Genomic DNA, 22,451 nt, shown 5'->3' with positions numbered 1-22,451 from the left:
ACCATGAACTTCGAACACATCCTGTTTTCCGTCGAGGCAGGCGTCGCCCTCCTCAGCCTGAACCGCCCCGAGCAACTCAACAGCTTCAATGCGCCGATGCATGGCGAGGTCCGCGAAGCGCTCAAGCAACTGCGCGCCAACCCCGAGGCCCGGGTGCTGTTGTTGACCGGCGAAGGCCGTGGTTTCTGCGCCGGCCAGGACCTGGGCGACCGCAATGTGGCGCCCGGCGCGGAGGTACCGGACCTGGGCGAGTCCATCGAACGCTTCTACAACCCGCTGATCCGTCAGTTGCGCGACCTGCCGCTGCCAGTGATCTGCGCGGTGAACGGCGTGGCCGCCGGGGCCGGGGCCAACATTCCCCTGGCCTGCGACCTGGTGCTGGCCGGCCGTTCGGCGAGTTTTATCCAGGCGTTCTGCAAGATCGGCCTGATCCCCGACTCCGGCGGCACCTGGACCTTGCCGCGCCTGGTCGGCATGGCGCGGGCCAAGGCCCTGGCCTTGCTGGGCAATCGCCTGACGGCCGAACAGGCCGAGCAATGGGGCCTGATCTATCGCTGCGTCGAAGATGCCGAACTGCGTGACGAAGCCCTCAAGCTCGCGCGCCACCTGGCCACCCAGCCGACCTACGGCCTGGCGCTGATCAAGCGCAGCCTCAACGCCAGCCTGAACAACAGCTTCGACGAACAGCTGGAACTGGAAAAAGACCTGCAACGCCTGGCCGGGCGCAGCGAGGATTACCGCGAAGGCGTGAGTGCCTTCATGAACAAACGCACACCGACCTTCAAGGGACGCTGAACATGAGCGCACTGACATCCCAGGCCCGTGTCGCGGTGATCGGCGCCGGCGCGATGGGCGCCGGCATTGCCCAGGTCGCAGCCCAGGCCGGCCACCCGGTATGGCTGCTGGACAACCGCCCGGGCGCCGCGGCGCAGGCCATAGCCGGCATCGACCGGCAACTCGCCAAACGCGTGGCCAACGGCAAGCTCGATGCCCAGACGCACAGGGCAACCATGGCCCGGCTGCAGGCGGCCGAATCCATCGAGCAACTGGCCGACAGCGAACTGATCGTCGAAGCCATCGCCGAGAACCTCGAGGCCAAGCGTGAGCTGTTTCGCCAACTGGAAAGCCTGTGCCGCGACAGCTGCATCCTTGCCAGCAACACCTCTTCGCTGTCGATCACCCGCATCGCCGCCGGCCTGAAACGCCCCGAACGCCTGTTGGGCCTGCACTTTTTCAACCCGGCGCCGGTCATGCCACTGGTCGAGGTCGTCTCGGGGCTGGCCAGCAACCGGCAACTGGCGCAGTGCCTGTACGACACCGCTACCCGCTGGGGCAAAAAGCCGGTGCACACCCGCTCCACACCGGGCTTTATCGTCAATCGCGTGGCCCGGCCGTTCTACGCCGAAAGCCTGCGCCTGTTGCAGGAAGGCGCCGGCGACTACGCCACCCTCGACGCCCTGCTGCGCGAGGCCGGTGGTTTTGCCATGGGCGCCTTCGAGCTGACGGATCTGATCGGGCACGACGTCAACCATGCAGTGACCCGCTCGGTATTCGAGGCCTATTACGGCGACATGCGCTTTCAGCCGTCGCTGATTCAGCAGGAACTGGTGGATGCCGGGCATTTCGGCCGCAAGAGCGGCCAGGGTTTCTATACCTACGCCGAGGGCGCCGAACGCCCGGCCCCTGTCGAACTGCACAGCGACCAGCCCATCGAGCACTGCGTGATCGAGGGCGACCTGGGGGTTGCCCAAGGTTTGCTGCAACGCCTGCGCGAGTCCGGCGTGCGCCTGATCGAACGTGACGGCCATGGCCTGTTGCGGATAGGCGACGCGGTGCTGGTCGTCAGCGACGGGCGCCTGGCCAGCCAGCGCGCCCGCGACCAAGGCTTGAGCAACCTGATCCTGCTGGACCTGGCCCATGACTATGCCAGCGCCGGACGCCTGGCCATCAGTTGCTGCGCCGGCACCAGCCCACAGGCCCGCGACCAGGCGGTGGCGCTGTTGCAGCGTGCCGGGTTCAAGGTCAGCCAGCTCAGCGACAGCCCGGGGCTGCTGGTTCTGCGCACGGTGGCAATGCTCGCCAACGAGGCCGCCGACGCCTTGCTGCAAGGCGTGGCCTCGGCGGCGGACATCGACCTGGCGATGCGCGCCGGGGTCAATTACCCCGAAGGCCCCCTGGCCTGGGCCGATCGCCTGGGCCTGCCATGGGTGCTCGAGGTCCTGCAAAACCTGCAGGCCGCCTACGGTGAGGAACGTTATCGACCGTCCCTGCTGTTGCGCCGCCGGGTTGCCGAAGGGAGGACGCTGCATGCTTGATCACCCTGCCATGAGCCTGGCCAGCGCGTGCGCCCAGAGCCTGTTCAAACGCGACAACGCCAGCCAGGCGCTGGGCATGCGCCTGCTGTCGGTGGCGCCCGGCGCCGCCCGACTGGGCATGAGCGTGCGCGAAGACATGCTGCAGGGCCACGGCACCTGCCACGGCGGCTTCCTGTTCGCCCTGGCGGACTCGGCCTTCGCCCTGGCCTGCAATACCTACGACGAAGCCACGGTGGCCATCGGCTGCAGCATCGACTACATCGCCCCGGCCCGCCTGGGCGACACCCTGACCGCCGATTGCATCGAGCAAAGCCGTAGCGGCCGCACCGGCAACTACGACGTGCGGATCGAAAACCAGCATGGCGTGCTGATCGCCCTGTTCCACGGCAAATCCTACAAAGTGCGCGGCCCGGTGCTGGCGCAGGAGACCTCCAATGAATGATGCCCTGATCATCGATGCAGTCCGCACCCCGATCGGCCGTTACGGCGGCGCCCTGAGCAGCGTGCGCGCCGACGACCTGGGGGCAATACCCTTGCGCGCCCTGATGCAGCGTCACCCCGGGGTCGACTGGAGCCGGGTCGACGAAGTGATCTACGGCTGCGCCAACCAGGCCGGCGAAGACAACCGCAACGTGGCGCGCATATCGGCGCTGCTGGCCGGGTTGCCGGTGGAGGTCCCCGGCACCACCCTCAACCGCTTGTGCGGCTCCGGCCTGGACGCCATCGGCACCGCCGCCCGCGCCCTGCGCTGTGGCGAGGCCGGGCTGGTGCTGGCCGGCGGCGTCGAATCGATGTCCCGCGCGCCGCTGGTGATGGGCAAGGCGCAGACCGCGTTTTCCCGCCAGGCCGAGCTGTTCGACACCACCATTGGCTGGCGCTTCGTCAATCCGCTGATGGAGCAAGGTTTCGGCATCGACTCGATGCCGGAAACCGCGGAGAACGTCGCCGCGCAGTTCGGTATTTCCCGCGCCGATCAGGACGCCTTTGCCCTGCGCAGCCAGCAGCGGGCCGCAGCGGCGCAAGCCAGCGGACGCCTGGCCAGGGAAATAGTCCCGGTGCCCATCCCCCAGCGCAAAGGCCCGCCAACCCTGGTCGAGCACGACGAACACCCAAGGGGCGACACCACCCTGGAACAATTGCAGAAGCTCGGTACGCCGTTCCGCCAGGGCGGTAGCGTCACCGCGGGCAACGCCTCGGGGGTCAACGACGGTGCCTGCGCCCTGTTGCTGGCCGATGCCGCGACCGCGCAACGCTACAACCTCAAGGCTCGTGGTCGGGTGGTCGCCATGGCCACCGCCGGGGTCGAGCCACGGATCATGGGCATCGGCCCGGTGCCGGCCACGCGCAAGGTGCTGGAGCTGGCCCGGCTGAGCCTGGCGGACATGGACGTGATCGAACTCAACGAGGCGTTCGCCGCCCAGGGCCTGGCGGTGCTGCGCGAGCTGGGCCTGGCGGACGACGACGGGCGGGTCAACCCCAACGGCGGTGCAATCGCCCTGGGCCACCCCCTGGGCATGAGCGGCGCGCGCCTGGTAACCACCGCGCTGCACGAGCTGGAGCAGCGCCAGGGCCGCTACGCCTTGTGCACCATGTGCATCGGTGTGGGCCAGGGCATCGCCCTGATCGTCGAACGACTTTAAGACCAGATACACCCGCGCCCGGAGCCCCCACGGGTATCCTGGGCGCAGGCACTCAAGACCCGCCCGCCGGCGGGTCGCAACACAACAATAATTCGAGTGAAGCCATGAACATGCCAATTGCCAAAGCCGTGCTTGATCCCCTGCTGGACCCGCTGGAAACCGCCAGCGTCGACCAGTTGCGCCAGCATCAGCTGGAACGCCTGCGCTGGAGCCTGAACCACGCCTACCGGAATGTGCCGCTGTACCGTCAGCGCTTCGACGCGCTGGGCGTGCACCCGGACGATGTGCGCAGCCTGGAGGACCTGGCGAAGTTCCCGTTCACCAGCAAGTCCGACCTGCGCGACAACTACCCCTACGGCATGTTCGCCGTGCCGATCCAGGACGTGGTGCGCCTGCACGCCTCCAGCGGCACCACCGGCAAGCCGACGGTGGTCGGCTACACCCAGAACGACATCGACACCTGGGCCAGGGTGGTCGCGCGCTCGATTCGCGCCGCCGGCGGCCGGCGTGGCGACAAGGTCCATGTGTCCTACGGCTACGGCCTGTTCACCGGTGGCCTGGGGGCGCACTACGGCGCCGAACGCCTGGGCTGCACGGTGATTCCGATGTCCGGCGGCCAGACCGAAAAACAGGTGCAACTGATCAAGGATTTCCAGCCGGACATCATCATGGTCACGCCCTCCTACATGCTCAACATCGCCGACGAGATCGAGCGCCAGGGCATAGACCCGCAAAAGCTCGCCCTGCGCCTGGGGATATTCGGCGCCGAACCCTGGACCGCCGAACTGCGCAGCGCCATCGAGCAGCGCCTGGGCATCACCGCTCTGGACATCTACGGGCTCTCGGAAATCATGGGCCCCGGCGTGGCCATGGAGTGCGCCGAGACCAAGGACGGGCCGACCCTCTGGGAGGACCACTTCTACCCCGAGATCATCGACCCGGTGACCGGCCAGGTGTTGCCGGATGGCCAGATGGGCGAGCTGGTGTTCACCTCGCTGAGCAAGGAAGCCCTGCCGATGATCCGCTACCGCACCCGCGACCTGACCCGCCTGCTGCCCGGTACCGCGCGCCCCATGCGGCGTATCGACAAGATCACCGGGCGCAGCGACGACATGCTGATCATTCGCGGGGTCAACGTGTTCCCCACGCAGATCGAGGAGCAGGTGCTCAAGGTCCGGCAACTCTGCGAATGCTACGAGATCCACCTGTACCGCAACGGCAACCTCGACAGCGTCGAGGTGCATGTGGAGCTCAAGAACGAGCATCAGCAGCTGGGCGGCGAGCAGCAGAAAGCCATCTGCGACGAACTGAGCCGGCACATCAAGACCTATATCGGCATCAGCTCGCGTATCGTTTTACGCCCGGCCTTTTCCCTCAAGCGCTCCGAGGGCAAGGCCAGCCACGTGGTGGACAACCGTCATAAATAAGCCTTTCGCGCTTAAAGCCCCGCTTCGGCGGGGCTTTTTTTTACCCGCGGGAAAGCCCTCGCCAGGCAAAGCGATACAAAAACACATGCGACACGTTATTTTGTGTTTGATATTTATTTTTGTATCACATATAAAGTTCTCCATGCCCAGGCAATCCTTCACGGCAGGAGACGCACCATGTACGCACAGCTGGTAGAGACCGGAGTCAAAAGCATCAAGCCCCGTTCGGAGATGTCCGAACAGGAGCGCGCCTTCCAGGAGAAAATCGATTCGGAAATCAAGATCGAAGCCAAGAACTGGATGCCGGATGCCTATCGGCAAACCCTGATCCGGCAGATTTCCCAGCACGCCCATTCGGAAATCGTCGGCATGCTGCCCGAAGGCAACTGGGTGACCCGCGCCCCGACCCTCAAGCGCAAGCTGCAACTGATGGCCAAGATCCAGGACGAAGCCGGCCACGGCCTGTACCTGTACAGCGCGATGGAAACCCTGGGCGCCGACCGCGACGAGGAAATCGCCAAGCTGCACAGCGGCCGCGCCAAGTACTCGAGCATCTTCAACTACCCGACGCTGAACTGGGCCGACATGGGCGCGGTGGGCTGGCTGGTGGACGGCGCGGCGATCGTCAACCAGGTGGTGCTGCAACGCACCTCCTACGGCCCCTACTCCCGGGCCATGGTGCGCATCTGCAAGGAAGAGAGCTTCCACCAGCGCCAGGGCTACGAAATCCTCCTGACCCTGATGCGCGAGGGCAACCAGGCGCAGAAGGACATGGTCCAGGACGCCATCGACCGCCTGTGGTGGCCGGCGCTGATGATGTTCGGCCCCAGCGACGAACACTCGCCCAACAGCGCGCAGTCCATGGCCTGGAAGATCAAGCGCCAGAGCAACGACGAACTGCGCCAGCGCTTCATCGACCAGACCATCCCGCAGCTGGAGCTGCTCGGCTGCACCTGCCCGGACCCGGACTTGAAGTGGAACGCCGAGCGCGGCCACTACGACTTCGGCGAGATCCAGTGGGACGAATTCTACGAAGTGCTCAAGGGCAACGGCCCGTGCAACCAGGAACGCGTCGCCACCCGGCGCAAGGCCATCGAGGACGGCGCCTGGGTCCGCGAAGCCGCGGTCGCCCACGCTCGCAAGAAAACCAATAAAAACGCCGCGTGAACCCTGGCCGCGGCAACCCGCGGCCAGGGCTACACCGCTTCAGCCCCTGATGTGGAGTCACCCTTATGTCTGAATGGACCCTCTTCGAAGTCTTCGTGCGCAGCAAGCACGGGCTCAACCACAAGCACGTCGGCAGCGTGCACGCCGCCGACAGCGCCATGGCCATCGAGAACGCCCGCGAGCTCTACACCCGCCGCAGCGAAGGCGTGAGCCTGTGGGTGGTGCCCTCGGCGCTGATCGTCGCCTCGTCCCCGGATGAAAAGGACCCACTGTTCGACCCGGCGGACGACAAGGTCTATCGCCACGCCAGCTTCTACGAGCTGCCGGCCGAAGTCGGGCACATGTGAGGTCGACCATGAACACGCGAAGCGAATTGATCCAATACCTGCTGCGCCTGGGCGACAGCGCCCTGGTCCAGGGCCAGCGCCTGTGCCAGTGGTGCGGCCGCGCGCCGGCCCTGGAAGAAGAACTGGCGCTGATGAACGTCGGCCTCGACCTGGTGGGCCAGGCCCGCAACTGGCTGGACTACGCCGCCGAATTGCTGGACGACGGCCGCGATGCCGACCACCTGGCGTTCCGCCGCGACGAGCGGGCCTATCGCAACCTGCTGCTGGTGGAACAGCCCAACGGCGATTTCGCCGTGACCCTGCTCAAGCAGTTTCTCTACGACGCCTGGCACCTGGAAGTGCTCAAGGGCCTGGCCCAGTCCAGCGACGAGCGCATCGCCGGGATCGCCGCCAAGGCGGTGAAGGAAGTCACCTATCACCTGCGTCGCTCCAGCGAATGGGTCGAGCGCCTGGGCGACGGCACCGAGCACAGCCACCAACGCATGCTGGAGGCGATTCCCCTGCTCTGGCGCTTCACCGTCGAGCTGATCAGCTCCGACGACAGCGAAAACCACCTGCACGGCGCCGGCCTCATCGCCGATCCCGCACAGGTCGCCAGCGCCTGGCAGGCCACTGTGACGCGGATCTTCGCCAGCGCCACCCTGCCCCTGCCACCGGCCCCCAGCCATTTCTACCTGGACGCTCGCCGCGGTCTGCACAGCGAACACCTGGGCATTCTGCTGGCGGAAATGCAGGCGCTGCCACGAGCTTACCCCGATGCGACCTGGTGAGCTGATTTCCAGCGACCGCGGCGCCCGTGCCCAGCAACCGGGCGACCTGGAAGCCGCCTGGAACATCCTGGGCGCGGTCATGGACCCGGAGGTGCCGGTGGTCAGCGTGGTGGACCTGGGCATCGTTCGCGGCCTCGACTGGCACGACGGCCACCTGCAGGTGGTGGTCACCCCGACCTACTCCGGCTGCCCGGCCACCGAGGTGATCGAGGGCGATATCCGCGCCGCCCTGGAGCTCGCCGGGTTTTCCGCGCCCCGGCTGCAACGCCAGCTCACCCCGGCCTGGAGCACCGACTGGATCACCGCCAGCGGCCGCGAACGGCTGCGGGCCTACGGCATCGCCCCGCCCGTGGGCAGTAGCAGCAAGCGCAGCCTGTTGGGCGAAAGCGCCGCCATCCGCTGCCCGCAATGTGGCAGCGCCTACACCGAACAGCTCAGCGAGTTCGGCTCGACCGCCTGCAAGGCGCTGTATCGCTGCCGGGACTGCCTGGAGCCGTTCGACTATTTCAAGTGCATCTGACGCCGCGTCAGTGGGAGAACAACCATGAGCAAATTCCACAGCCTGACCATCAAGGATGTGCGCAGCGAAACCCGCGACGCGGTATCCATCGCCTTCGAGATTCCGCAGCACCTGCAGGACAGCTTTCATTTCACCCAGGGCCAGCACCTGGTGATGCGCACCCAGCTGGATGGCGAGGAAGTGCGCCGCTCCTACTCGATCTGCACCGGGGTCAACGACGGCGAACTGCGCATTGCCGTGAAGCGCGTGGCCGGCGGGCGTTTTTCGGCGTTCGCCAATGACCGGCTCAAGCCCGGGCACTGCCTGGACGTGATGCCGCCGGCCGGGCACTTCCATGTCGAACTCGACCCCGCGCGCCATGGCCAGTACCTGGCGGTGGCGGCCGGCAGCGGTATCACGCCGATCCTGTCGATCATCAAGAGCACCCTGGAAACCGAGCCCCGCAGCCGCGTCACCCTGCTGTACGGCAACCGTTCCAGCTCCGCCGCGCTGTTTCGCGAACAGCTGGAAGACCTGAAGAACCGCTACCTGCAACGCCTGAACCTGATCTTCGTGTTCAGCCGCGAACAGCAGGACGTCGACCTCTACAACGGCCGGATCGACGCCGACAAATGCGCCCGGCTGTTCTCCCGCTGGCTCGACGTCAAGGCCCTGGACGCGGCCTTCATCTGCGGCCCGCAGGAGATGACCGAAACCGTGCGCGACAGCCTGAAAGCCCGCGGCATGGCCGCCGAGCGCATTCACTTCGAGCTGTTCGCCGCCGCTGGCAGCCAGCACAAGCGCGAGGCGCGCGAGGCGGCCCGGCAGCGCGACGCGGCGGTCAGCCAGATCACCGTGATCAGCGACGGTCGCGCCCTGGCCTTCGACCTGCCGCGCAACAGCCAGAGCATCCTCGACGCCGGCAATGCCCAGGGCGCCGAGCTGCCCTATTCGTGCCGCGCCGGGGTGTGCTCCACCTGCAAGTGCAAGGTGATCGAAGGCGAAGTGGAGATGGACAGCAACCACGCCCTCGAGGACTACGAAGTGGCGGCCGGGTACGTGCTGTCGTGCCAGTCGTTCCCGGTCAGCGACAAGGTGGTGCTGGACTTCGACCAGCTCTGACCTGTAGCCGCTGCCGCGGGCTGCGTAGCGGACACGCCCTTGAGGCAGCAGCTACAGAAGCAAATGAACCACACCGCGTTTCAACCAAAACAAAAACAACATCAAGAGAGCGCTCCCATGACCCCGCAAGACATCGAACAGATCCGCCAGCACCCCGACTTCATCCAGCTGGTGCGGCGCAAACAGAACCTCTACTGGTCCCTGACCCTGGCCATGCTGGTGATCTACTACGGCTTCGTCCTGCTGGTGGCGTTTTCCCCCAGCACCCTGGGGCGCTCGCTGAGTGGCGGGGTGACCACGGTCGGCATGCTGGTGGGCGTGGCAATCGTGCTGCTGGCCTTCGCCCTCACCGGTTTTTACGTCTATCGCGCCAATAACGTCATTGACCCGCTGAACGAAAAGCTCAAGCAGGAGTGCGCCCAATGAAGCGCTTATTGGCGTTGTTCGCCCTGCCGTGCGTGTTCGCCACCGACCTGGCGCTGGCCGCCGAAGGCAGCGCGCGCCCCTTGAACTGGAACGCCATCGGCATGTTCCTGGTGTTTGTCCTGTTCACCCTCGGCGTCACCCGCTGGGCCGCCCTGCGCACCCGCTCGGCCAGCGATTTCTATACCGCCGGTGGCGGCATGAGCGGCTTGCAGAACGGCCTGGCGATCGCCGGCGACATGATCTCCGCAGCGTCCTTCCTGGGCATCTCGGCGATGATGTTCCTCAACGGTTACGACGGCCTGCTGTACGCCCTGGGCGTGCTCGCCGGCTGGCCGATCATCCTGTTCCTGATCGCCGAACGCCTGCGCAACCTGGGCAAGTACACCTTCGCCGACGTGGTGTCCTACCGCCTGGAACAGACCCCGGTGCGCCTGACCTCAGCCTTCGGCACCCTGACCGTGGCCCTGATGTACCTGGTGGCGCAGATGGTCGGCGCCGGCAAGCTGATCGAGCTGCTGTTCGGCATCAGCTACCTCTACGCGGTGATGCTGGTCGGCGTGCTGATGGTGTTCTACGTGACCTTCGGCGGCATGCTCGCCACCACCTGGGTGCAGATCATCAAGGCGGTGATGCTGCTGTTCGGCACCAGCTTCATGGCGTTCATGGTGCTCAGGCATTTCGGCTTCAGCACCGAAGCGATGTTCGCCGGGGCCAGCGCCGTGCATGCCAAGGGCAGCGCGATCATGGCCCCCGGCGGGCTGCTGTCGAACCCCATCGATGCCATCTCCCTGGGCCTGGGCATGATGTTCGGCACCGCCGGCCTGCCCCATATCCTGATGCGCTTCTTTACCGTCAGCGACGCCAAGGAAGCGCGCAAGAGCGTGTTCTACGCCACCGGCTTCATCGGCTACTTCTATCTGCTGCTGATCGTGGTCGGCTTCGGCGCGATCGTCATGGTTGGCACCGACCCGGCGTTCCGCGATGCCAACGGCGCGATCATCGGCGGCGGCAACATGATCGCCGTGCACCTGGCCCAGGCGGTGGGCGGCAACCTGTTCCTCGGCTTCATCTCGGCGGTGGCCTTCGCCACCATCCTCGCGGTGGTCGCCGGCCTGGCGCTGTCCGGCGCCTCGGCGGTGTCCCACGACCTGTATGCCTGCGTGCTGCGCAAGGGCCAGGCCAGCGAGCAGCAGGAAATGCGCGTGTCGCGCATCGCCACCCTGTGCATCGGCGTACTGGCGATCGTCCTCGGCCTGCTGTTCGAGTCACAGAACATCGCCTTCCTGTCCGGGCTGGTACTGGCCATCGCCGCCTCGGTGAATTTCCCGGTGCTGTTCCTTTCGATGTTCTGGAAAGGCCTGACCACCCGCGGCGCCGTGACCGGCAGCCTGGCCGGGCTGGTCTCGGCGATCGTACTGCTGGTGCTGAGCCCGGCGGTCTGGGTCAACGTGCTGCATCACGAGCGGGCGCTGTTCCCTTACTCCAACCCGGCGCTGTTTTCCATGAGCCTGGCGTTCCTCAGTGCCTGGCTGTTCTCGGTGACCGACACCTCGGCGCGGGCCGAACTGGAGCGCGGCCGCTACCTCGCACAGTTCATCCGCTCGATGACCGGCATCGGCGCTTCCGGCGCCAGCAAACACTGAACCCGTTCCGATCGATGACAGGGAATAACAACAATGAACCCCGTTTCCATCGCCTCACCGAAACACCTGCTGCCGGCCATGGCCTCGCTGGGCCTGGGCCTGTTCACCTGCAGCGTACAAGCCGACTTCATCAGCGACAGCAAGGCACGGATCGAAATGCGCAACCACTACATCAACCGTGACTTTCGCCAGGCCAACGCCGCGCAGTCCAAGGCCGAGGAATGGGCCCAGGGCTTCACCGCGCGGATCGAGTCCGGCTACACCGAGGGCACCCTGGGTTTTGGCCTGGATGCCCTTGGCGAGCTCGGGCTCAAGCTCGATTCCAGCCCGGATCGCCGTGGCACCGGCCTGCTGCCGTTCGGCCCCAACAGCCACGAACCGGCGGACGAGTTCAGCGAGCTGGGCCTGACCGGCAAGCTGCGCTTGTCGAAAAGCGTCTTGAAGATCGGCACCCTGCAACCGCTGCTGCCCGTGGCCACTTACAACGACACCCGCCTGCTGGGTTCGACGTTCCAGGGCGGTCTGCTGACCAGCCAGGAAATCAGCGGCCTGACGCTGAATACCGGGCGCCTGACCGAAGCCAACCTGCGGGATTCCTCGAGCAACGACGACATAGGTTATGGCGCCGCTCGCAGCGATCATTTCGACTTCGCCGGCGCCAGCTACGCCTTCAGCCCGCAACTGAGCCTCAGCTATTACTACGGCAAGCTCGAACAGATCTATCGCCAGCACTACCTCGGCCTGCTGCATACCCAGCCCCTGGGCGGCGGCTTCAGCCTGCGCAGCGACCTGCGCTACTTTGACAGCCGTGGCGATGGCGCCGAGCGTGCCGGGCGGATCGACAACCGCAACTTCAACAGCATGTTCAGCCTGATCAAGGGCCCGCACAAAATCAGCGCCACCTGGCAGCAGCTGTCCGGCGACAGCGCCTTCCCGTTCCTCAACGGCGGCGATCCCTACGTGGTCAACCTGGTGACCTACAACACCTACACCCGCGCCGAGGAAGACTCCTGGCAACTGCGCTACGACTACGACTTCGCGGCCATGGGCTTGCCCGGCCTGACCTTCATGACCCGCTACACCGACGGCCGCCACGTCAAGGCGGGCACTGTCGACAACGGCCGCGAAACCGAACGCGACACCGACATCACCTACGTGATCCAGAGCGGACCGCTGAAGGACCTGAGCATCCGCTGGCGCAACGTGACTTTTCGTTCGGGCAACGGCCTGACCACCGACCTCGACGAGAACCGCCTGATCCTCGGCTACACCCTGGCTCTTTGGTAAACCCCGCCGGCGCGGTCGCTGGCCGCGCCGGCCTCATTCATCATCCGGAGGAATCGTGATGCCTCACGCCCCTACCCTGCAAAGCTTCATCGCCGGCCGCTGGATCGGCCAACACGGCGCCCAGGTGCTGCGCAGCGCCATCGACGGCCACGAACTGGCCCGTACCCACGAAGAGCGCCTGGATTTCGCCGAGGCGCTCGACCATGGCCGGCGCCAGGGCATCGCCTCCCTCATGGCCCTGGACTTCCAGCAGCGCGCCCAGCGGCTCAAGGCGCTGGCGCTGTACCTGAGCGAACGCAAGGAACAGCTGTACGCCCTTTCCCACCACAGCGGCGCCACCCGCGCCGACAGCTGGATCGACATCGAGGGCGGCAACAGCACCCTGTTCACCTATGCCAGCCTGGGTTCGCGGGAACTGCCCTCGGGCAATATCGTCCACGAAGGCCCGGCGCTGCAGTTGAGCAAACTCGGCAGCTTCGCCGGCACCCATATCCTGGTGCCCCGCGGCGGCCTGGCGGTGCATATCAACGCCTTCAACTTCCCGATCTGGGGCATGCTGGAAAAGTTCGCCCCGAGCTTCCTCGCCGGCATGCCGTGCATCGTCAAGCCGGCCACCGCCACCAGCTACCTGACTGAAGCCGTGGTACGCCTGATGGACCAATCGGGGCTGCTGCCCGCCGGCAGCCTGCAACTGGTGATCGGCAGTACCGGCGACCTGCTGGATCGCCTGCGGGGCCAGGACGTGCTGACCTTCACCGGCTCGGCCGACACCGCGGCCAGGTTGCGGGCCAATCCGCAGCTGATTCGCAACTCGGTGCCGTTCAATGCCGAGGCCGACTCGCTGAACTGCGCGATCCTCGCCCCGGACGTGAGCCCGGACGACGAAGAGTTCGAGCTGTTCATCAAGGAAGTGGCCCGGGAAATGACCACCAAGGCCGGGCAGAAATGCACCGCCATCCGCCGCGCCATAGTGCCGGCCAGGCACATCGACGCGGTCGCCAGCCGCCTGCGCGACAGGCTGGCCAAGGTGGTGGTCGGCGATCCTTCAGTGGAAGGCGTGCGCATGGGCGCACTGGCCTCCCACGACCAGCAGCGGGACGTGGCCGAACGCCTGGAGAGCTTGTTGCAGAGCAGTGACCTGTTGTTCGGCGCCCGGGACGGCTTCGAGCCGCGCGGGGCAAACACCAGCCAGGGCGCGTTCTTTGCCCCGACCCTGTTGCAGGCTCGCGACCCGCATGCCGAAGGTGGCGCCCACGATATCGAGGCCTTCGGCCCGGTCAGCACGCTGATGGCCTATGACGACCTCGACGAAGCCCTGGCCCTGGCCGCGCGAGGCAAAGGCAGCCTGGTGGCCAGCCTGGTGACCCGCGATCCACAGATCGCCGCCAAGGCCATCCCGGTTGCGGCGGCCTGGCACGGCCGCTTGCTAGTGCTGGACCGCGAATCCGCCGCCGAATCCACCGGCCATGGCTCGCCGCTGCCGCAGCTCAAGCACGGCGGCCCGGGGCGTGCCGGCGGCGGTGAGGAGCTCGGTGGCCTGCGCGCGGTGAAGCACTACCTGCAACGGGCGGCGGTGCAAGGCTCGCCAACCATGCTGGCGGCGGTCACCGGCGAATACGTGCGTGGCGCCAAGGTCATCGAGACCGAGGTGCATCCGTTCCGCCGGTTCTTCCAGGACCTGCAGATCGGCGAGTCGCTGCTGACCCACAGACGCACGGTGACCGAGGCCGACCTGGTGAACTTCGGCTGCCTGTCCGGCGACCACTTCTATATGCACTTCGACGAGATCGCGGCCAAGGAGTCGCAATTTGGCAAGCGCATCGCCCATGGTTACTTCGTGCTGTCGGCGGCGGCCGGGCTGTTCGTATCCCCGGCGCCGGGCCCGGTGCTGGCCAACTACGGCCTGGATACCCTGCGCTTCATCAACCCGGTGGGCATTGGCGACACCATCCAGGCGCGCCTGACCTGCAAGCGCAAGATCGACCAGGGCAAGAAGAGCCCGCAAGGTATCCCCCAGGGCGTGGTGGCCTGGGACGTGGAGGTCAGCAACCAGCTGGGTGAACTGGTGGCCAGCTACGACATCCTGACCCTGGTGGTCAAACGCGAAGACTGACCGGCACCGCCCGCAGGAGCTGGCTTGCCGGCTCCTGCACCGGTCCGGGCGGTATTTGTGGCAAAAGATTTCAGAGTTTCTTGATCTTCACCGGTGCTTGCGGCAAGTTGCGCGCTTCTTCACTACAAGGAGCAGCCAATGTCCGGTTCACTGGCCCAGGCTTTCGCCCACAACTTTCTCGGCCATTCACCGCGCTGGTACAAAGCCAGCATCCTCGCCTTCCTGCTGCTCAACCCCTTGCTGCTGTTCACGGTCGGGCCAGTGGCGGCCGGCTGGATGCTGGTGGCCGAGTTCATCTTCGCCCTGGCCATGGCCCTCAAGTGCTACCCGCTGATGCCCGGTGGCCTGCTGGTGCTGGAAGCCGTGGCGCTGGGCATGACCACACCCCAGGCGCTGTACGACGAACTGGTGCACAACTTCCCGGTGATCCTGCTGCTGATGTTCATGGTGGCCGGCATCTATTTCATGAAGGAACTGCTGCTGTTCCTGTTCTCCCGGCTGTTGCTGGGGGTGCGCTCCAAGGCGCTGCTGGGCTTGCTGTTCTGCTTTCTCTCGGCCTTCCTCTCGGCGTTTCTCGATGCCCTGACGGTCACCGCGGTGATCATCAGCGCCGCGGTAGGCTTCTATTCGGTGTATCACCGGGTGGCCTCCGGCAACGACCCGCGCCAGGACAGCGAATTCAACGACGATAAGCACCTGCCCCAACTGCATCACCAAGACCTGGAACAGTTCCGCGCCTTCCTGCGCAGCCTGCTGATGCACGGCGCGGTGGGCACCGCCCTGGGCGGCGTCTGCACCCTGGTGGGCGAACCGCAGAACCTGCTGATCGGCCATGAAATGGGTTGGCACTTCGCCGACTTTTTCCTCAAGGTCGCCCCGGTATCCCTGCCGGTGCTGGTGGCCGGGCTGGTGACCTGCGTGCTGCTGGAGAAACTGCGCTGGTTCGGCTACGGCACCCTGCTGCCGGACAACGTGCGCGCGGTGCTGGCCAACTACGCCGCCGAAGACAACGCCGAACGCACCGACCGGCAACGCGCGGCGCTGCTGGTACAGGGCGTGGCGGCGCTGATCCTGATTGCCGCGCTGGCCCTGCATATCGCCGAGGTCGGCCTGATCGGCCTGATGGTGATCGTGCTGATTACCGCTTTCACCGGCATCACCGACGAGCACCGCCTGGGCAACGCCTTCAAGGATGCGATGCCGTTCACCGCCCTGCTGGTGGTGTTTTTCGCGGTGGTGGCAGTGATTCACGACCAGCAGCTGTTCACCCCGCTGATCCAGTGGGTGCTGGCGCTGCCGGCGGGCCAGCAGCCGGGCATGCTGTTTATCGCCAACGGGCTGTTGTCGGCCATCAGCGATAACGTGTTCGTCGCCACCATCTACATCACCGAAGTGAAACAGGCCTTCGTTTCCGGGCAGATGAGCCGCGAACACTTCGAAACCCTGGCGGTGGCGATCAACACCGGCACCAACCTGCCCAGCGTGGCCACGCCCAATGGCCAGGCGGCGTTCCTGTTCCTGCTGACCTCGGCGATCGCGCCGCTGGTGCGCCTGTCCTATGGACGCATGGTGTGGATGGCGTTGCCTTACACCCTGGTGATGGGTGTGCTGGGCTGGTATGCGGTGAGTTACTGGCTGTAAGCCTGTAGCCGCTGCCGCAGGCTGCGATCGGCCCGCAGGGTCGCGGCGGTCTCCAGATCGCTGAAGGCCTTCGGCCTTATCGCAGCCTACGGCAGCGGCTACAGTTTTTGCATTAGCGCGGCAGGATAAATCGTTCGATCGCTTCGGCGGCGCCATCGGCGACATTGCTGCCCGTCACCAGGTCGGCCTGGCGTTTCACCGCCGCTTCGGCCTGGCCCATGGCAATCGACAGCCCGGCCTGCTGGAACATCGCCGGGTCGTTGCCGCCATCCCCCAGCGCCGCGGTGCGCTCCAGCGGCACCCCGAGGAACTCCGCCAGGGTGATCAACGCCTGCCCCTTGTTGGCCTGCAGCGCCGTCACATCCAGGTACACCGGCTGCGAACGGGAGATTTGCGCCTGTCCGCCGACCTGCGCCAACAAACGCGCCTCCAGCTCCACCAAGCGTTCAGTGTCGGCACTGGCGGCGACTATCTTGTCGATGCGCGGCAGGTAATCGTCGAAGCTCTCCACCACCACTGGCGGATAACCCAGGCCATGTTGCTCGCGCGGCACCATCGGCCCGTGGGGATTGCGCAACAGCCATTCACCGTCGGCGAAGACCCAGACCTCCACTTCCGGCTGCGGCGACAGCAGCGCCAAGGTGCTGACGACAACTTCCACCGGCACATGGTGGCGCACCAGGAAACTGCCATCGGGGTTGACGATGGTGCCGCCATTGAAGGCCGCGGTCGGCAGATCGACGCCCAGGGCCTCGATCTGCTGCAACATGGCCCGCGGCGGCCGCCCGGTGGCGAGGCTGAAGAACACCCCGGCTTCGCGCAGCGCGCGCACCGCGGCGATGGTGCGCTGGCTCAGGCTGTGATCGGGCAGCAGCAAGGTGCCGTCCATGTCGCTGAGCAGGAACTGGATGGCCGGCTGCCCCTCGCCGCTCATCCGAGGCTGTGCCATTCACGGCCGTCGCGGGTCAGCAACTCGTCGCCGGCCGCCGGTCCGTCTTCGCCGGCCCGGTAGATATGGACCTTGGCCTTTTCCTTCCAGGCATCGAGGAACGGCTGCACCGCGCGCCAACCGTTTTCGATGTTGTCGGCGCGCTGGAACAGGGTCTGGTCACCGGTCAGGCAATCGTAGATCAGCGTCTCGTAGCCGGTGGAAGGCTGCATCTCGAAGAAGTTCTTGTAGGCGAACCCCAGCTCGATATTGGCCATGTCCAGGGTCGGTCCGGGCTTTTTCGCCAGCAGGTCGAACCACATGCCTTCATTGGGCTGGATCTGGATGCGCAGGTAGGTCGGCTGCAAGTGGTCGACCTCGGTGTCGCGGAACTGCGCGTACGGCGCAGGTTTGAAGCAGATGGCGATCTCGGTGTCGCGCACGCTCATGCGCTTGCCGGTGCGCAGGTAGAACGGCACGCCGACCCAGCGCCAGTTGTCAATCATCACCTTGAGGGCGACGTAGGTTTCGGTGTTGCTGTCCGGGGCCACGTTGGCCTCTTCGCGGTAGCCGGCCACCGGCTTGTCGCCCGCCTTGCCCGCCACGTACTGGCCACGCACCGAATTGGCCAGGGCATCTTCGGTGCTCCAGGGACGAATCGCCCCCACCACCTTGGCCTTTTCGCCGCGCACCGCATCGGCGCCGAAGGCGGCCGGCGGCTCCATGGCGACCATCGCCAGCAGCTGGAACAGGTGGTTGGGCACCATGTCGCGCAGGGCGCCGGTGTTTTCATAAAAGCTGCCACGGGTTTCCACCCCGACGGTTTCCGCCGCGGTGATCTGCACGTGGTCGATGTAATGGTTGTTCCAGAAAGCCTCGAACAGGCTGTTGGAGAAACGGCTGACCAGAATGTTCTGCACCGTCTCCTTGCCCAGGTAATGGTCGATCCGATAGATCTGCTTCTCGCTCATCACCTTGAGCAGGCATTCGTTGAGTGCTTGCGCGGTGTGCAGGTCGGAGCCGAACGGCTTCTCCACCACCACCCGGCGAAACGCGTTGTCCCCTTCGACCAGCAACCCCGACGCGCCCAGGCGCTGCACCACTTCACTGAAGAAGCGCGGTGCGGTGGCCAGGTAGAACACCGCATTGCCGGTGCCGCTGGCGGCGATTTTCGCCGCCAGCGCGTCGTAGGTGCTGTCGTCCAGGAAGTCGCCCTGGACATAGCTGATGCCATTGGCCAGCTTGGCCCAGAGCGCCGGGTCCAGCGCTTGCGCGCCGTTGCCGACCTTGCCGGCGGCCTCGGTGCGAATGAAGTCCTCGAGCTTCTTGGCGAAATCCACATCGCTGATCGCGTTGTGATCGACGCCGACAATCTTCAGCCCTTCATCCAGCAAGCCGTCACGGTTGAGGTTGTACAGCGCCGGCATCAGCAGGCGCTTGACCAGGTCGCCATGGGCGCCAAACAGAAACAGTGTGGTGGGTGGAGCGGGTTGAGCCTTGGACTTCTTTCGCGAGGAGGTCATTTTTTCGGAGTCTCCACGTGGCCGCCGAAGCCGAAGCGCATGGCCGACAGCATCTTGTCGCCATAGGTGCTCTGCTGGCGGGAACGGAAGCGGGCGAACAGCGAGCTGGACAATACCGGGACCGGCACCGCCTGCTCGATGGCGGCTTCGATGGTCCAGCGACCTTCACCGCTGTCGGCCACTTCGCCGGAGAAACCGTCGAGTTGCGGATCGGTGGCCAGGGCGTCGGCGGTCAGGTCCAGCAACCAGGACGAGACCACGCTGCCGCGGCGCCAGACTTCGGCGATATCGGCGACGTTGAGGTCGAAGCGCTGATCTTCCGGCAGGCTTGGCGAGGCTTTGGTCTTGAGGATGTCGAAGCCTTCGGCGAAGGCCTGCATCATGCCGTACTCGATGCCGTTGTGGATCATCTTGACGAAGTGCCCGGCACCGGCTGGGCCGGCGTGGATGTAACCGCGCTCGGCGCGATCGTCTTCAGCCACCCGGTCCTTGGTCCGCGGGATGTCGCCCATGCCCGGTGCCAGTGCATCGAACAGCGGGTCCAGGCGGCGCACCACCTCGGCGTCGCCGCCGATCATCATGCAGTAGCCGCGCTCCAGGCCCCAGACGCCGCCGGAGGTGCCGACGTCGATGTAGTTCAGGCCCTTTTCCGCCAGCGCCTGGGCGCGACGAATGTCGTCCTTGTAGTAGGTGTTGCCGCCATCGATGATCACGTCGCCCGGTTCGAGCAACTGGCTGAGGGTTTCAATGGTGTCTTCGGTGGGCGCGCCGGCCGGCAGCATAACCCAGACCGCGCGCGGCTTTTCCAGACCGGCGACCAGGGCCGGCAGGTCGGCGACGCCCTTGGCGCCTTCGCCGCTCAGGGTGCTGACAAAAGCGCTGTTGCGGTCATAGACCACGGTTTCATGCCCATTGAGCATCAGGCGCCGTGCAATGTTTCCGCCCATGCGGCCCAGTCCGATAATCCCCAGTTGCATGTGCTGATGCTCCTTACTACTAAATTGTGTCAAAAGGTTATAGCCCAACGAGGCTCGTGAGGGTTAGTCCAGAGCATCTGGACTAAGTTTCCAAAACAGTGTTTCCCAAGCAGTGAGTGGATAACGACGCAAATCGCCCAGAAGGCACAACGACCGCTGAAAATAAAAAAGTTCCCTTTGCCGGCAAAAGAAATCAAAATTGCCGCCGATAGTGTTTCAGGCCCCGGAATTCGAGCGGCCGGACCACAGTTGATGCACGCCATTTGCGAGGTGAGCAATGGGCACAGTACTACCGGCACAACCTGCACAAACCCTCTACGTCACTATCCGTCGTGACGAGTTGCGCGCACTGAAGAACGAGCGCGACCAGTTGAAGCAAGAGCTGGCGCAACTGCGCCTGGCATTGCAGAACCAGGGTCAGGTGGCTGCCGTCACCCAGCTACACGCCTGAGGATCCGAGGAACCTGCCCGCCGTGGCCGGTCCTTGCAACAGGTTATTAATGAAGCCGGCCGAGTCCTCGATGGATCGCCGGCTTCTTTTTGCCCGTCGTTTTTTACCCTGCCTGGCGCCTGGCGACGGCATTATCTGATACGCAGGTACCAACTCACAAAGTTTTCACACCTTCTTGTGGATACTCCGGCGCAATATTGCCGCCCCCACGGGCGCGGCGCGCGTTCGCCGAGGTGGTCGAAGCTTTCCGGCGAACGTCCTGTTCAATGAAGCTGGAGCGCTCGATGGCTGTGTTTAAACGCGACAAGACGTCCGCGAAAGGGTTTGACTGGGCGGGCCTGGGCTGGCTCTTCCTGTTCTTCTGGTACTTCTCCGGCATCACCCAGTTACTGATCCAGCTGACCGACACCTCCGGCTTCGCCGGTTTCCGCCAGGCCTTCATCATGAGCGCGATCTGGCTGGCGCCGGTGCTGCTGTTCCCGGCCCGTACCCGCGTGATGGCCGCCGTCATAGGCGTGGTGCTCTGGGCCTGTTCCATGGCCAGCCTGGGTTACTTCTTCATTTATCAGCAGGAGTTCTCCCAGAGCGTCATCTTCATCATGTTCGAGTCGAACCCCTCCGAAGCCGGTGAGTACCTGACCCAGTACTTCGCCTGGTGGATGGTGCTGGCGTTCCTCGCCCATACCGCCTTCGCCATCTTCCTCTGGACCCGCCTGCGCCCGGTCTACCTGCCGCGCGGCCGTGCGCTGGTGGCGGCCATGGCGATCCTGATCGCCGTGATCGGCTACCCGCTGATCAAGCAGACCGCGCGCACCGGCAGCTTCGCCGGCGGCCTGGAGAAATTCGAGACGCGCATCGAGCCCGCGGTGCCATGGCAGATGGTGGTGGCCTACCGGCGCTACCGCGAGCAGCTGGAAAACATGCAGGGCATGCTCGACAACGTGAGCAAGATCCCGCCGCTGCAGAACCTCAAGGACAGCATGGCCAACCAGCCTTCGACCCTGGTCCTGGTGATCGGCGAGTCGACCAACCGCCAGCGCATGAGCCTCTACGGCTACCCGCGCCAGACCACCCCGGAGCTGGACAAGCTCAAGGACCAGCTGGCGGTCTTCGACAACGTGATCACCCCGCGCCCCTACACTATCGAAGCCTTGCAGCAGGTGCTGACCTTCGCCGACGAAGAAAACCCGGACCTGTACCTCAAGACCCCATCCCTGGTCAGCGTGATGAAGCAGGCCGGCTACAAGACCTACTGGATCACCAACCAGCAGACCATGACCAAGCGCAACACCATGCTCACCACCTTCTCCGAGCAGGCGGACGAGCAGGTCTATCTGAACAACAACCGCAACCAGAACGCCCGCCAGTATGACGGCGACGTGCTGGAGCCGTTCTCCAAGGCCCTGGCCGACGGCGCGCCGCGCAAGTTCATCGTGGTCCACCTGCTGGGCACCCACATGAGCTACCAGTACCGCTACCCGCCGACCTTCGACAAGTTCACCGACCGCACCGGCGTACCGACTGGCGTGCGTGACGACCAGGTACCGACCTACAACAGCTACGACAACGCCGTGCTGTACAACGATTTCGTGGTTTCGAGCCTGATCAAGGACTACGCCAAGACCGACCCCAACGGCTTCCTGCTGTACCTGTCGGACCACGGCGAAGACGTGTTCGACTCCGCCGGCCACAACACCCTGGGCCGCAACGAAGGCAAGCCGACCGCGCCGATGTACACCATTCCGTTCATGGCCTGGGCCTCGCCGAAGTGGAAGCAGAACCATGACTGGAACTTCGCCGGCAACCTCGGCCGCCCGTACAGCAGCTCGCACCTGATCCACACCTGGGCCGACATGGCCGGCCTGAGCTTCGACGAACTGGATCGCAGCAAGAGCCTGGTCAGCGACAGCTTCAAGCCGCGCCCGCTGCTGATCGGCAACCCTTACGAGCGCCAGGAAAAGGCCCTGATCGACTTCAGCCTGATGAAGCCCAAGGCCCCGCCACCCAGTGCGGTGGTACAGAAATAAGTGGTGCAAAAGTAAGGAATGCAAAAATAAGCCTTTTCCTACGGGGCTCACGCAGCCCCCGTAGCACCTGACTTCAATGCCCCTTCATGGGGCATTTTTGTATCTGAAAGATAATAATTATTCTCGTTTATCTTAAATACCCCTCCTC

Annotated in this window: 20 protein-coding genes; 17 read left to right on the top strand and 3 right to left on the bottom strand. The window is 65.1% G+C overall.

Annotation, left to right across the window (positions count from 1 at the left end):
• Window positions 1–3: 3 nt before the first annotated feature.
• The 15 genes from paaG to nhaB all read left to right on the top strand — a co-directional run bounded on the left by paaG (window position 4) and on the right by nhaB (window position 16,397).
• Complete coding sequence (gene paaG, locus C4K38_RS14815) at window positions 4–795, top strand: 2-(1,2-epoxy-1,2-dihydrophenyl)acetyl-CoA isomerase PaaG (RefSeq protein WP_053279013.1); 792 nt, start codon at window positions 4–6, stop codon at window positions 793–795.
• Between the two features lie 2 nt (window positions 796–797).
• Window positions 798–2,315 (top strand): 3-hydroxyacyl-CoA dehydrogenase PaaH, encoded by a 1,518-nt coding sequence (paaH, locus tag C4K38_RS14810; RefSeq protein ID WP_053279012.1) that lies wholly within the window; start codon window positions 798–800, stop codon window positions 2,313–2,315.
• Window positions 2,308–2,757, top strand: a complete 450-nt coding sequence (gene paaI / locus C4K38_RS14805; RefSeq protein ID WP_053279011.1) for a hydroxyphenylacetyl-CoA thioesterase PaaI — start codon at window positions 2,308–2,310, stop codon at window positions 2,755–2,757. The genes paaH and paaI overlap by 8 nt, the downstream gene beginning before the upstream one ends.
• Window positions 2,750–3,955, top strand: coding sequence for a 3-oxoadipyl-CoA thiolase (gene pcaF, locus C4K38_RS14800; RefSeq protein ID WP_053279010.1), 1,206 nt, complete (start codon window positions 2,750–2,752; stop codon window positions 3,953–3,955). The genes paaI and pcaF overlap by 8 nt, the downstream gene beginning before the upstream one ends.
• A 104-nt stretch (window positions 3,956–4,059) precedes the next feature.
• Window positions 4,060–5,382 carry a phenylacetate--CoA ligase PaaK gene (gene paaK, locus C4K38_RS14795; protein ID WP_053279009.1) on the top strand — a complete coding sequence of 441 codons (1,323 nt, stop codon included), beginning with the start codon at window positions 4,060–4,062 and terminating at the stop codon, window positions 5,380–5,382.
• Window positions 5,383–5,559: 177 nt separating this feature from the next.
• Window positions 5,560–6,549: a 1,2-phenylacetyl-CoA epoxidase subunit PaaA gene (paaA, locus tag C4K38_RS14790; RefSeq protein WP_053279008.1), complete on the top strand. Its 990-nt coding sequence runs from the start codon at window positions 5,560–5,562 to the stop codon at window positions 6,547–6,549.
• 65 nt (window positions 6,550–6,614) lie between these two features.
• A complete protein-coding gene (paaB, locus tag C4K38_RS14785) occupies window positions 6,615–6,896 on the top strand; it encodes a 1,2-phenylacetyl-CoA epoxidase subunit PaaB (RefSeq protein WP_007926505.1) in 282 nt (93 codons plus the stop codon).
• A gap of 8 nt (window positions 6,897–6,904) precedes the next feature.
• Window positions 6,905–7,666 carry a 1,2-phenylacetyl-CoA epoxidase subunit PaaC gene (gene paaC / locus C4K38_RS14780; RefSeq protein ID WP_053279007.1) on the top strand — a complete coding sequence of 254 codons (762 nt, stop codon included), beginning with the start codon at window positions 6,905–6,907 and terminating at the stop codon, window positions 7,664–7,666.
• A complete protein-coding gene (gene paaD, locus C4K38_RS14775) occupies window positions 7,653–8,186 on the top strand; it encodes a 1,2-phenylacetyl-CoA epoxidase subunit PaaD (RefSeq protein WP_053279006.1) in 534 nt (177 codons plus the stop codon). The genes paaC and paaD overlap by 14 nt, the downstream gene beginning before the upstream one ends.
• 24 nt (window positions 8,187–8,210) lie before the next feature.
• Window positions 8,211–9,287, top strand: a complete 1,077-nt coding sequence (gene paaE / locus C4K38_RS14770; protein ID WP_053279005.1) for a 1,2-phenylacetyl-CoA epoxidase subunit PaaE — start codon at window positions 8,211–8,213, stop codon at window positions 9,285–9,287.
• Between the two features lie 117 nt (window positions 9,288–9,404).
• A complete protein-coding gene (locus C4K38_RS14765; RefSeq protein WP_009043750.1) occupies window positions 9,405–9,713 on the top strand; it encodes a DUF485 domain-containing protein in 309 nt (102 codons plus the stop codon).
• Window positions 9,710–11,356: a cation acetate symporter gene (locus C4K38_RS14760; protein ID WP_081001499.1), complete on the top strand. Its 1,647-nt coding sequence runs from the start codon at window positions 9,710–9,712 to the stop codon at window positions 11,354–11,356. Before C4K38_RS14765 ends, C4K38_RS14760 begins: the two co-directional genes overlap by 4 nt.
• Before the next feature lie 33 nt (window positions 11,357–11,389).
• Window positions 11,390–12,643 carry an OprD family porin gene (locus tag C4K38_RS14755; RefSeq protein WP_053279004.1) on the top strand — a complete coding sequence of 418 codons (1,254 nt, stop codon included), beginning with the start codon at window positions 11,390–11,392 and terminating at the stop codon, window positions 12,641–12,643.
• A 58-nt stretch (window positions 12,644–12,701) separates the two neighbouring features.
• The gene (gene paaZ, locus C4K38_RS14750; RefSeq protein WP_053279003.1) at window positions 12,702–14,756 is read left to right on the top strand and encodes a phenylacetic acid degradation bifunctional protein PaaZ; all 2,055 of its coding nucleotides are present in this window, start codon (window positions 12,702–12,704) and stop codon (window positions 14,754–14,756) included.
• Window positions 14,757–14,894: 138 nt separating this feature from the next.
• Window positions 14,895–16,397 (top strand): sodium/proton antiporter NhaB, encoded by a 1,503-nt coding sequence (gene nhaB, locus C4K38_RS14745; RefSeq protein ID WP_053279002.1) that lies wholly within the window; start codon window positions 14,895–14,897, stop codon window positions 16,395–16,397.
• Between the two features lie 112 nt (window positions 16,398–16,509).
• Here the strand turns inward: nhaB and C4K38_RS14740 are convergent, their stop codons facing one another.
• The 3 genes from C4K38_RS14740 to gnd are packed head-to-tail and all read right to left on the bottom strand — an operon-like array spanning window position 16,510 to window position 19,825.
• On the bottom strand, window positions 16,510–17,331 hold the full coding sequence (locus tag C4K38_RS14740; RefSeq protein ID WP_053279001.1) for a Cof-type HAD-IIB family hydrolase: 822 nt from the start codon (window positions 17,329–17,331) through the stop codon (window positions 16,510–16,512).
• Window positions 17,328–18,848 (bottom strand): glucose-6-phosphate dehydrogenase, encoded by a 1,521-nt coding sequence (zwf, locus tag C4K38_RS14735; protein ID WP_053279000.1) that lies wholly within the window; start codon window positions 18,846–18,848, stop codon window positions 17,328–17,330. The genes C4K38_RS14740 and zwf overlap by 4 nt, the downstream gene beginning before the upstream one ends.
• Window positions 18,845–19,825 (bottom strand): phosphogluconate dehydrogenase (NAD(+)-dependent, decarboxylating), encoded by a 981-nt coding sequence (gene gnd, locus C4K38_RS14730; protein ID WP_025809058.1) that lies wholly within the window; start codon window positions 19,823–19,825, stop codon window positions 18,845–18,847. The genes zwf and gnd overlap by 4 nt, the downstream gene beginning before the upstream one ends.
• 277 nt (window positions 19,826–20,102) lie before the next feature.
• Here gnd and C4K38_RS32295 point away from each other — a divergent pair, with 277 nt between their 5' ends.
• Both C4K38_RS32295 and C4K38_RS14725 read left to right on the top strand, forming a co-directional pair.
• Entirely contained in the window at window positions 20,103–20,276 is a 174-nt protein-coding gene (locus tag C4K38_RS32295; RefSeq protein ID WP_164487005.1) for a DUF6026 family protein, read from the top strand.
• 284 nt (window positions 20,277–20,560) lie between these two features.
• Window positions 20,561–22,303 carry a phosphoethanolamine transferase CptA gene (locus C4K38_RS14725; protein WP_053278999.1) on the top strand — a complete coding sequence of 581 codons (1,743 nt, stop codon included), beginning with the start codon at window positions 20,561–20,563 and terminating at the stop codon, window positions 22,301–22,303.
• Window positions 22,304–22,451: the final 148 nt, after the last annotated feature.

The organism is Pseudomonas chlororaphis subsp. piscium, assembly GCF_003850345.1.
Lineage (GTDB): Bacteria > Pseudomonadota > Gammaproteobacteria > Pseudomonadales > Pseudomonadaceae > Aquipseudomonas > Aquipseudomonas piscium.
This window is presented reverse-complemented; position numbering and strand designations above follow the sequence as displayed.